The sequence below is a fragment of the Candidatus Woesearchaeota archaeon genome, from assembly GCA_003694805.1.
In the GTDB taxonomy this organism is placed as follows: domain Archaea; phylum Nanobdellota; class Nanobdellia; order Woesearchaeales; family J110; genus J110.
The window spans coordinates 1-10,759 of sequence record RFJU01000032.1 but is presented as its reverse complement, the minus strand read 5'-3'; the positions used below and the strand labels follow the sequence as shown (position 1 = coordinate 10,759).

At 52.1% G+C, this 10,759-nt stretch carries 10 protein-coding genes; 5 read left to right on the top strand and 5 right to left on the bottom strand.

The genetic code is table 11. From position 1 onward, the window contains the following. Together D6783_01395 and D6783_01390 are read right to left on the bottom strand one after the other, a co-directional pair. The coding region (locus tag D6783_01395; protein RME53654.1) for a hypothetical protein at positions 1 to 668 on the bottom strand (668 nt) is incomplete at its 3' end. A 641-nt stretch (positions 669 to 1,309) separates the two neighbouring features. Then, complete coding sequence (locus D6783_01390) at positions 1,310 to 2,353, bottom strand: DUF1385 domain-containing protein (GenBank protein RME53653.1); 1,044 nt, start codon at positions 2,351 to 2,353, stop codon at positions 1,310 to 1,312. Between the two features lie 180 nt (positions 2,354 to 2,533). Between D6783_01390 and D6783_01385 the strand changes: the two genes are divergently transcribed. The 3 genes from D6783_01385 (at position 2,534) to D6783_01375 (ending at position 6,530) form a co-directional block, all read left to right on the top strand. Beyond that, positions 2,534 to 3,388 carry a 3'(2'),5'-bisphosphate nucleotidase CysQ gene (locus D6783_01385; GenBank protein RME53652.1) on the top strand — a complete coding sequence of 285 codons (855 nt, stop codon included), beginning with the start codon at positions 2,534 to 2,536 and terminating at the stop codon, positions 3,386 to 3,388. Beyond that, positions 3,375 to 3,686, top strand: coding sequence for a DUF357 domain-containing protein (locus tag D6783_01380; protein RME53655.1), 312 nt, complete (start codon positions 3,375 to 3,377; stop codon positions 3,684 to 3,686). The genes D6783_01385 and D6783_01380 overlap by 14 nt, the downstream gene beginning before the upstream one ends. Before the next feature lie 150 nt (positions 3,687 to 3,836). Further along, the gene (locus D6783_01375; protein ID RME53651.1) at positions 3,837 to 6,530 is read left to right on the top strand and encodes a hypothetical protein; all 2,694 of its coding nucleotides are present in this window, start codon (positions 3,837 to 3,839) and stop codon (positions 6,528 to 6,530) included. Positions 6,531 to 6,590: 60 nt separating this feature from the next. On the opposite strand, the gene D6783_01370 is transcribed toward D6783_01375, so the two are convergent. Continuing rightward, positions 6,591 to 6,788 carry a hypothetical protein gene (locus D6783_01370; protein ID RME53650.1) on the bottom strand — a complete coding sequence of 66 codons (198 nt, stop codon included), beginning with the start codon at positions 6,786 to 6,788 and terminating at the stop codon, positions 6,591 to 6,593. Between the two features lie 74 nt (positions 6,789 to 6,862). Between D6783_01370 and D6783_01365 the strand changes: the two genes are divergently transcribed. Further along, positions 6,863 to 8,257 (top strand): hypothetical protein, encoded by a 1,395-nt coding sequence (locus D6783_01365; protein RME53649.1) that lies wholly within the window; start codon positions 6,863 to 6,865, stop codon positions 8,255 to 8,257. A 25-nt stretch (positions 8,258 to 8,282) separates the two neighbouring features. Here D6783_01365 and D6783_01360 read toward each other — a convergent pair whose 3' ends face one another. Next, positions 8,283 to 9,257 carry an AbrB/MazE/SpoVT family DNA-binding domain-containing protein gene (locus tag D6783_01360; GenBank protein RME53648.1) on the bottom strand — a complete coding sequence of 325 codons (975 nt, stop codon included), beginning with the start codon at positions 9,255 to 9,257 and terminating at the stop codon, positions 8,283 to 8,285. A 211-nt stretch (positions 9,258 to 9,468) separates the two neighbouring features. On the opposite strand from D6783_01360, the gene D6783_01355 reads away from it, so the two are divergent. Then, positions 9,469 to 9,756, top strand: a complete 288-nt coding sequence (locus tag D6783_01355; protein ID RME53647.1) for a hypothetical protein — start codon at positions 9,469 to 9,471, stop codon at positions 9,754 to 9,756. A 149-nt stretch (positions 9,757 to 9,905) separates the two neighbouring features. Here D6783_01355 and D6783_01350 read toward each other — a convergent pair whose 3' ends face one another. Then, the gene (locus D6783_01350) at positions 9,906 to 10,661 is read right to left on the bottom strand and encodes a DsbA family protein (protein RME53646.1); all 756 of its coding nucleotides are present in this window, start codon (positions 10,659 to 10,661) and stop codon (positions 9,906 to 9,908) included. Between the last annotated feature and the right edge of the window lie 98 nt (positions 10,662 to 10,759).

Sequence of the window (10,759 nt, the reverse complement as noted above, 5' to 3'; positions counted from 1 at the left end):
GAGAGCTCCTCTTCTTCTTTTTTGAGAAGTTCATCGGGCGGAAGTTCTCGTTCTTCATCGGTCAATGCTTCTTCAGGGAGGGGTTCTACTTCTCCTGGCAGGGGTTCTTGAATTGTGCTTTGGTTGGTTTCTTGCTCTTCTTGGGCTGTTTGTTGTTCATCTCCTTGCGGGCGTGCTCCGCTCTGTTCTTCCGTCGCACCTGTTGTTTCTTCTGTTGTTTCTTGAGGTTTTTCAAATGTTGAGTGTGCTTCGTCTTTTCTCGACGGAGTCGTTACTGGCTCTGCTGAATCTTTCGGAGCTGTCGTGTTGAAGCCTGCGGGTTCGTGTTTTCTCTCGGCCTCGCTTATGTCGTGCGAGGGTGGCGCCGTGTCTTTTGCAGGTTGGGCGTCTCCCTCTCCGGGGAGTTCTTGAATGGTGGCGATTCGTGCTTCGTCTGAAGGCGGGTGGAGTGATTCATCGGGTTGATCGGCAGGAGAAGAAGGTGTTTTTGGGGAGGGAGCGTTTGCGTTCAAGGGCTTGGAATCGTCGAGGCGTTGGTTTGGCTGCGTGTCAGCATCATCCGCTCTCTTTTTGCCAAAAAGCTTTCCAAAGAAGCCCTTTTTTGGAGGCTTGCTTTCCGCAATGGGAGCAATTGGTGCTGCTGGTGGTGTTAGGTCAGAATCGTCCACTCACTTCCCCCCTCTTTTTAAAATAATGGTGCGCCATCTTTCTTATAAATTTTTTGTTGCACCTCTTGAATGATATCGAAATAGTTTTTGGTCGTGTTCCTCGGCGTGTTTATTCCTGTTCGCTGATGCTCTTGCTGGCAAATGCTGCATGACGGAGCAGCAGCGGTGTTGGTATACGCGGCAGGTGAACGATACGTTGCGCTGTGAATGGGTGTTTTGCTGGAGGGGAAGATTTTTAAATACGCATTGGCGAAGTGTTAGTGGAGCGAACTCCTCCTTTTTGTTTGGCACGTGCGGCGCTTAAGGAAGGGAGGGTGCAGGACAGGTGAAGGACAGTGCAAGTTGATCTTGAGGATTTTCGACAATACCTCATACGCATTAATGAGCGTTTGTTTCGTTTGGAAGATGAAGTGAACGAGGCAGAAAAGTTAGTTGAGGCGCACGAGAAAGCGGTTGTGTTGCGCATGCAGCGTGTTGATCGTGAGGTGAAGGATCTTGATGACGATTTGCGTGCGTTTTCTCAAGAGTTAGAGGTCTTGCACCAAAACGTTGGTGCGGTGGTTAGCCGCTTCAAGAAGATTGCAAAAGCTGAAGAGTTTCGCCAGTTGAAGAACCGGCTGGAAGGAATAAAGGAGGACGTGTTAGTTCCGCGCGCTTTGCTTTTTCGTTTGCTTGGCGTGGAGCGCGAGGAGGGTGGTGAGGGCGCGAAGCCCGACCGTTAATTGTTTAGCGGTTGGCTCCCGTGTGGTGAGTTTCTGGACGAGCATTCCTGGAGCAATGAGCCATCGAGCCCAGGGGTGGCGATAGCACTTCCCTGCCAGCCTGATGAGTTCATAGCTAATCGAGGCGACAAGGGGGAGGAGGGCAATGCGAAGGGCGAGCTTGAGGCTGAAGCCGAGGGAGGGGGGGATGAGGAGGTAGACAAACGCGCTGAGGAGGAGGACGAAGAGCATGAACGTGGTTCCGCATCGTGGTTGTTTTGTTGATTGTTTCTTGGCGTTGGCCACGGTGAGCGCTTTTCTTGCTTCGTAGCAATTAACGACTTTATGTTCTGCGCCGTGGTAGGCGAAGAGTTCTCGAATGTCGGGGAGAAGTCCGATCAGGGAGAGGTAGAGGATGAAGATGGAAAGTTTGATTCCTGCGTCTGCGAGGTTGAAGAGCAAGTTGCTTGGCCCGAAGAGTGGTTGGAGGAGGGTCGCTCCTGCGAGAGGGAGGACTTTGAAGAGGAAGAGTGCGAACGCGATAGCGAGGATGATGATGATTGCAAGCTCTTTCTTGGTTAGCTCTTCTTGGTTTTGGCCGAGGGCGATGTTGGTGCTGAGGTGGAGGCTTTTGTACCCGATAATGAGGGTTTCAAAAAGGATGATGACGCCGCGAAGGAAGGGTAATTTGAGGAAGGGGTAGCGGTCGGTGAGGGAGGGGAATGTTTCTTTCAACGTCTTGATGCGTCCTGATTGCTCCCGTACGGCGATGACGAGATGTTCTTTGTGCTTGAGCATGACGCCGCCCATGACTGCTTGGCCGCCGATGACGAGGGTTGCGGCGTGGAGGAGAAGGGTGAAGATTGCCGTGTTTGCCTTCCGAAGGAGCATGCTGCGTGAATCAAGATGGCGAGCAGGGCCTGGTTGAGCGCTGCGATTTTGAGAAGCACCCGCTTGAGAAGTCCTCGCGAGAGAAATCATCATGATGGAAAACGGTGCGGTGTTTTTATGTCTTGTGCCTGGTGTTGTGCCAGAAAGAACATGCCTGAAAGAAAAGCAAATGGTTGTGCTGGGTCGTCTCGTTCGTGCTTCTGCGTGTTGGCTTTGTCAAGGATGGTTGAGGAGGGAAAAGCATTTTAAGGGTGTTGCTTTTCAAGGGGGGAGATGTTCGAGAAAGAGTTGCAAAGTGCTGTTGACGCGGCGAAGCAAGCGGGGGGAGTGGTACGTGAGCTTTGCAAGAAGGGCGCGGTTGAACGATGGAGAAAGAAGGACGGCTCGTGGGTGACGCGTGCAGATATCTTGGCTGAAAAGGAAATTAATCGCGTGCTCGTGAGTGCATTGGGGCGTCCGGTGATTGTTTCAGAAGAAACGGCTCCTCCAAAGGGATGGGTTGAGAGTGACGAGGTCTGGTTTGTTGATCCTATTGACGGAACTGCTGAACTTGTTGCGGGGAGGGATGAGTTCACGATTAATATTGGGCTCTCAAGAGGAGGGGTTCCCGTTTTGGGGGTTATTTATGCGCCTCTTCGAGAGGAGCTCTTTATTGGCGTCGACGGCGTGGGTGCGTGGGAGGAAAAGAACGATGAGCGGTTCACGCTCTCGTTTGGGGAAGGAAAGTTGGCAGATGAGACAGGGAAACTTCGGTTCGTGGTGAGTCGTTCGCACGATCATCCTAAGCTCGTTTCGTTTCTTGAAACCCTCGGCGCTGAGAAGATTGTCAAGTTAGGCAGCACGTTAAAGGCGTGTGAGGTGGTTCGGGGGAATGTTGATGCGTATGTTTCTTTGAACTACGCTAGCCAGTGGGATACCTGTGCTGCCGAAGCGATTGTGAGGGTGGCAGGGGGGGTGTTTACGGATTTGTCTGGAAGAGCAATTGATTATAGGAGTGGCGAGCTCGGCGTGAAGGGGATGCTTGCTGCGAGTCCTGCAGTGCACGCGTCTTTGTTGAAAGAGGTGCGCGTCTTATGGCCTGAGCGTGAGAAGTATGGGAAACGAAGAAAATGGCATGCGGAAGGGTGAAGAGCGCCTGGCGGGAAGGCTGCTTTCGGAGGAGCTGCTCTCGCGCTATGTTTCAATAACCAAGGAGGCGCTGGCAGTAGCGCGGCGCGCCCCCAAGGGAGCGGGTGCTGATGTGGTACTGGATATGGCGAAGCGCTACGTTGCCGATGCCGAGTTTTTCAGCAAGAAAGGAAAAAAACTCTTGGCGTTCGCAGCGGTTAATTATGCTCACGGCTGGCTGGATGCCGGCGCCCGCTTGGGTTGTTTTGTGGTGAAAGATAATCATCTCTTCACGGTCGATGATGACGGGAAGGAGTAGAGGTGCAGAAGCAATGGTGATAGCGAGGAAGAGCAGGCTAGTGCACCTTCTTTTTGAAAGTTTTTTTTTTTAAGCGAGAGACACCGGGATGGATGCGCTCCTTTGCTCTTTTGATTGGGGGATGACTGTGCTGACTTGAACAACGGGAGAATGCAGGAAAAAAGGCAAGGCTTGGTGGTGAAGGGGGAGTTTTCAAAGCTCAAGCGCGCTTTAGAGCGTTTGCCTGCGCCTCCTGTGCGGTTGCCGGAGGCGTTGCTGCAAAGTGCGGTTGAGCAGGGAATGTTTCACGCGAAAGGGGCGCAGGGACTGGTGTATGTTTTGGAGGACGGCCTTGCTGAGGTGGTTAGGAGGAGCGTGGCTGGAAAGCAAGGAGTGGAGGTTTCTGCGCCGGTTTCGCTCAAGATTGTTGATATCGGGTCCTGGGCGGAGAAGTATCCAGGATTTCCTGTTGCGGATCAGCTCGCTCGCGAGCTTGAATTCGCAAGCTTGCCGTCAGTAGTGGCGAGTGATGTCTTGGCGGTGCCTTGGGCTTACGCGTTGGATGAAGGGTCGCAACGGCTGGGGATGTTCATGGATTATTACCCTACAACGTTGAGTGCGTGTCCTTCTCAGGAGCCGTTGCGGGAGGGTCGTGCATTTCTTGGCAGCGTGTTTTCTGGAGTGCTTGAAGCCATTGCACAAGTGCATGATGCGGGGTTTCTTCATAGCGATGTGAAGGATGCCAACGTGTTATTGGAAATCGAGCAGGACGGTTCTGGCGTGGCAGGGAGTGTTGCCTCGGTGAAGCGCTTGGCCTTGGGTGATTTTGATTTGCTGCGAAGGAAGGAGCCGAGTCTAGAAGAGCGAGTTGTGAGCCAGGAAGATCGTTCAGTAACGCAGGCGTTGGTTGCGAAGAGCTACGTGGCAATTGGCTCATTGGAGTTTATGTGCGACGCACTCTACCGGGCGTTTTTGTATGGGGAGGGAGGGTTTCATACGATTACGCATCGTGAAGCAATTGATATTGTTTCTTGGGGGAGGATGCTGGCGAAATGGGCGCTTGGTGCGAAGCTCATGCCTGAAGGTATTGGGGAAACAGTTTTGCGGGACCGATCCGCGTTTCGGAGGTGGAGTGATGAGGTGTATGGGGAGGTGTTGCGAGAGCGAGGGCTTCCAGAAGCGCTGAAGTACGTTGTCGTGTACGCGACGGATGAGGAGTACAGTGTGTGTACGGACGCGAGGGAGCTGGCTGTCTTGTTTGAGGAGGCGCTGAAGGGAAATGAGGGTGCTCTCCTGCGTCATGAAGGGTGCCGCAAGGCGTGGGAGTACCGGCACGGGGAGGAGGCCGTTAAGAGGATGGCGCGACGAGAGGCGTTAAAGAAAATTGGCATTGCTGGGGGTGGCTTGCTGGCTGTGGTAGGCGCGGCGGGCGTCGGCGTGGAGGCGTGGTACCGGGTGAGAAAGGATCCTCACAGACTAGCGAAAAGGCTTGCGGAGGAACAGGGTTTTGTTGATGGGTTGGTTCAGGGCGAGCGATCTCGCGTGTTTCTTGAGCGGATTGACGAATTGTTTTGTGAGAACAACGTGGTTCACTATCAGCAAGCAATGCGCACATCGCATCAAGGGATGGTGTTTCCTTTAGGAGCGTTTCAGGAGCGGGTGATCTTGCTTGGAGGGGATAGTCTTGCGAGTGGTGGTTTTTTGGAATCGTTGCTCATCTTGTCACATCTCTCGTCGCTTCGGGGGGGTGCGAGCAAGAGCGAGGAGTACCTGTCGTGGTGGAGAGAGGGAGCTTCCTTGGTTGATTTGCACTTGACAGGGAAGTTTTCTGATTTGGAGGTGTATGCTGTTTCTCGGTTTCGCCACGTGTTTACAGGAGAAGCGTTGGGTGTTTTGCAGAGGGAGCGTGAAGAAGAGCAGGGGCTTCGGGCCGCCTTTGCTGCGGGTATTGCGTTGCGCCAATTTGATGAGGTCTCGGGCACGTTTCAAAAAATGGGGTCTGCGCCGGTTCCTGCCGAGGTGTCTGCAGATGTGGAGGGATATGTCGTTCCTTTTCTTTGTTCTGCCTGGCTTTGTGGGCATGCAGAGGGGGTGCTCAACCCGTGGGGGGAGCGTATGGTGCAAGAGCGGTATGGCGGGGCGGTTGCTGCTCTTGACCAGAAGGTGAAGAAGGTTATTGAGCGGCCCGTGGCAAAGGAGCAATTTTATGAGGTGTTGGTAGAGAGCGGAAGGCGAACGCTTGATGCGTTGGTTGCGCAAGAGCAAGGAAGGCCGGTCGTGTATCATGCTGCAACGCTGGCAAAGGATGCAGTGTTAGAGAGGAAAAAATATGCCGTTCAAGGAAGGAGGGTGTTTGTTTCGCGGGATGCATCTTTTGTTCTGCAGGGCTTGGCGTATCGTCTTCTCGTGTTAGAACAATTCAGGGAAGAGGCGGAGGGTTTGCTGGGAAGGGGCGTAGTTGATTCGTCTGTTGTGCAGTTTCGGGACGCTGCAATTTCCATTGCAGAAGGGCTAGGCGAGGCTGCGCACGCTTCGGGGGGTTTGCTTCGTGGAAGTGTTGATAGGGGGTTGGTGCGTGGAACGTGGCTGGAATGGCCGGACTACGTCGCGCACGGGGGTTATGTGCACGCGCTGGATGTTCTTGGCGACCCCGGGTTTGGCGACGCTGCGCAGAAGTATGTGCGCCATGTTCGCTTTAATGATGCTTCGCCGCTTCGCTTCTGGGACGGGCAGGGAGCGTTCGGGGTTCTCGGGAGAGGAGTGGGTTTTTTGAACACTCCTGCTTTGCATACCGGAGGCGTGCTCGAAGCGGACGTGTACTTGTTACGGGTGCTTTCTCGTCTTGGAGCGGCATTGAAGAAGTAAGGAATGAAAAAAAAGAAAGAGTGAAGAATTGCTTCAATGCGGGGGAGTTGCTAAGCCAGCTTACCCGCATTGAGGGTCGATTTCCGGAGTGCAGGGGGGTGTCTGGTACTCAGGGAGCCAGCACGAAGGAAAGTTGCCTGAATAAAAGCACGCTTCCGCCTCTGGGCTCACAAACGTGTACCCCTCGTCTGCAAACGCGGTTCCAATCAAGAGGGTCCCGAGCAGGACAAGACCTAACAATAACACTGTTTTATACATGGTGCATCACCTCCTCAAACGGGTTCAAAAGGGGAAAAACTAAATACTCGACGGGGTTTTAGCGGTGAAAAGTATTGGAAAAGTTGTCCGAAACTGAGAAAGTGGTGTCATCAAGATTTGTCGATGCAATCGTTGATTCTGGATTTTTGGAACAGCGGTTTGTTCGAGAAACGTCAATTTCTAAGGTGAGTGATTTTTTCCAAACTGCAATGAAGTACTTGGTGCGTGCCTATTCTGAGCGGGAGGTGTTTTCTCAGGAGTTTTGGCGTGATTGCGAGCAGGCAGATGCGTTCCGGGAGCGTGCTGTTGGGCGTGTGGGGCAGTCTCAGCGTCTTTCGCTTGAGTATTGGAATGTGCGGAAGACGACGAGGATTTCTTCTTTTGGGCGGGAGGTGGAGGAGCGGCTCGCCGCGCTTGGCAAGCCGATCACGAAGGAGTATTTTAAGGAGGGCGTTACTGACGTTGCAAAAGTGTGGTTTATGCACGCGCTCTCAGAAGACGTTGATGCTGCGTGGAGGGAGGAACAGGAAGTTGTGATTGGGCGATATTCCTGGCCGTTGCCCCGGCTGAGTCCTTCTGCAGCAACGTCGTGTTTTTGGTCGCTGAGGGAGGGTCTGAATGTATCGTACCAGCTCTCTCCTCTTGCTGCATCGTATTCTCAAAAAGATCGTGAAGCGTTGCGATGTTTTTTGCAAGGGTCATTGCTGCGGAATGCAAAGGCGCTTTCTTCCTACGTAGAGCAACGGTTGGGGATGTATGAGCGTGTAGCGTTGCAGGCCCTTGCTTCACGGGGGAGTGTGGAGAAGAACGCGCGCCTTGTGGAAAAGAAATCGCTTGAGAGGAAGGTTAAGGATAGTTTATCGTTGTTGCTTCGGAAGTTTGATGGGGGTGATGCGCTTGAGGCTTCGCTGGGGTCGGCAGTGCAAAAGCTGTGTTTAGGGCTTGAGCGGTATGCGTATGTTCCGCACGTTGATCAGACAGGGCCGAACACGGTCGTGCAGGGCTTGTCTGGCGGTCTTGAGGCGTTGCTTCAGTTGCCGTCCTGGCAGTTCTTGCTCGTGGACGTTGATCGCTTGATGCATGTGGTCCCGGAAGGGTTTGTCTTGGCAGAGAGTGTTGTTGAGCCGTATTGGCTGGGTTGTGGAGTCGGTGTTGAAGAAGATGAGCGTGCTTTGTCGTTTGGACGGGGGCTTTTGGAAAAGGAAGCGTCTTTGCACGATGGGGGCGTTGCGGGCCTCGTATCTTGTCTGCTGTGGCGGGTGGGGAGTTCGTTGCTGAATGAGCGTCAGGTTCCGCGTCAGGAGTGGGTTGTGCTTGAACGAGAGCGGCAGATGCGGTTTCGCCGGATGCTGAGGTTGTTGCTGCAGCAGAGAGATGTTCAAAGGGTTTTGGGCGATGTCGGGGTGTTCCTTTCAGAGCAGCCGCTTGAGGAGCTTCCCCTTGCCGTTCTTTCGAGGGGTGTGTCTTAGAGCAGTTTTTGTTCTGTGTTAGGTTTTAGGCGTTGAGCAAGAGGATGATGCCGTTGAGGTCTGCGATTTTTTGCACGGTGTTGAGGAGGATGTGTGTGGGGATGATGTCTTCTCGGGGTAGGCGGGTGAGGGCTGCGGTTTTCGTGTCGAGAAAGGAGAAGCACTGGCTGAGGAGCTGGTCGAGTTTGTTCAGCGAGTATTGGAAGCATACGTTTTTGAATGTTTGAAAGATTTTGTTTGTTTCTTTGAGGGTTTCGATGAGTTCTTTGGTGGGGGGTGTTGTTCTTTTAAGAAGGGCTTTGTTGAAGTTGAGGTAGAGGTCGCCTAGTTTCTCGAGTTCTTCTATGAGGGTGTAGAGTGCCGGGTCGCTTTTGTAGTTCGTTTGGCCGTGCTTGTTCACAATGCGTCTGCAGAAGTTGGCGAGTTTGTTTATGTGTTGGTCTCTGAGGATGTTTTTCTCGTATGCGTTCTTGTTGTGGTTGGTTGCTGCGGCGCTTGTTTCTTCAGTGACAGTTGTGAGGAAGAAGAAGATTCTGCGAAGGAGGATGTTGAAATCTTCTGAAGAGAGGGAGCTGATTTGTTTGATTTCTATGGTGTTGTCTGTTTCGCTGATTACTTCGTATCCGGTGCATTCGTTGTTAATGGTCTTTTGGATGCGTTGCAGTTCGTCAGCGTTTTCGTAGAGGAGGGTTATTTCGTCGTAGCCTGCTTTGTAGAGTGCGGCGAAGCTTCTGGCTGCGATGCGGTTGAGTCCTCGAATATCGAGCGTTTTCTTCTCGAATTGCCTTCCTCGTGGGGTGTGGACGAGCAGTCCTTCTGTTCTCGGCTCGAGGATGACTTCATCGCCTTTTTTGATGTTGTGTTGCTTGGCCCAGGTTGATGGGAGTGAGATGGTGAGCGTGCCGGGGCCGTGTTGGACTACTTTGCGTTTCATGGTGGTTGTGGTGGTTGTGCTTGTTTCGTGTTTATGGTGTACGTTGTTATGGACTGTGCGTTGCATGGTGTTTATTTATACATTTCGTTACATACTTAAAAATAAAAATACATATGTGGTTATTTTATTTATTTTATGTAGATAAATTTTAAAGATGGTTATTTTTTCTCTTTTTCGGATAAAAAGGTGTGGCTAGTTATCCGAAAGGAAAAGAAGGGGGTGAGTGAGTATGGGTTCAATAATTGGTTCTCGGAGAAAAAGCCCGAAGGACAATACTGTGATTGTTGAGGTGTTGCTCAATCAAGACGAGTTTCGCCAGCTCAAAGGGGAACTCAACGACGTCTACCTTTTTTCGGAGCGGGTTGCTGCAACGCCAAGCAGGGTTTCGCTCAGGGGTCGTAATGAGGCGACGAAGTACTTTCTTATTCCCCGCCAGCTTCGCAAGCGCTTGGCAGTGTTTGGCTCGGTGAGTTGTCAGAGGATTGATGCAGGAGAAAAATCCATCTTTGTCTATGTTGTTGATCCGACAAAACACGAGCGCAGAGGGTTTGTTGCAAGCTCCTAGTGGTTGACTTCAAGAGTGAAAAGAAGGTCTGGAGGGGAGTCACTTAACCGGCGATGGGGCGGGCTGGTCAGTGCTTCATTGTGCAGAGAAAAAAGGAAACAAGAAGAAAAAGAATTGAAAAAATAATTGCGGCGTGTTTTCCTAAACGCTTATTGTTTAGCCAGCTCGTCTTCAATAATGCCTTGGAAGACGCTGAACGGCTGGGCTCCTCGTACAGGCCGCCCGTTAATGAAGAAGCTGGGTGTGCCGCGAACACCTGCTGCCTGCCCGTCTGCCATGTCTTTTTTGACCTCGTTGGCCATTTTTCCTGAATCAAGGCAGGTGTCGAATTTTGAGCCGTCAAGGCCGAGTTCGCGCGCCCACTTCTTGTAATTGGCCACGCCCAAGCTTTGCTGGTTTTGGAAGAGTTTATCATGCATCTCCCAGTATTTGCCCTGCTCTCCTGCGCACTCTGCCGCCTCAGCAGCTTTTTGCGCTTCAGGATGGAAGGAGAGTGGGAAGTCGCGGTAGACGAGCTTAACTTTTCCAGTGTCGATGTAGTCCTTTACGAGTTGAGGGTAGGTTTGCTGGAAATGCCTTCCGCAGAAGGGGCATTGGTAATCGCTGAACTCAACGATTGTTACTGGAGCGTCAGGATTTCCCTTGACGGGGTCGTCGTCCATGAGTGCTTTGAGGTCGACTTCTCCTCCCGGCTGAGGCTGCGTCGGCGGTGTTTGGGTTGGTGGCGCTTGGACTTGCGTGTTTCCTTCTGATTCAGCGTTGGTTGGTGCTGTTGCAATTCCGCCAAGGCTTCGCACCTGCAAAACAAGGGCGAAGAGCAGGATTGCCTGAATAACGAGCAGGACGATCTTTGTCCATTCTAATGTTGTATCTTCTTTTTGTGTTTGGTTTCTTTGTTTTACCATTGTTTACCTCTCACGCTTAGTTTTAGTTTTTATGTTTCGTTTTTGGTTTTTCTTTGTATTTTTTAATTGTTGTTACTAGTGAGCACTTACTTTTGCGG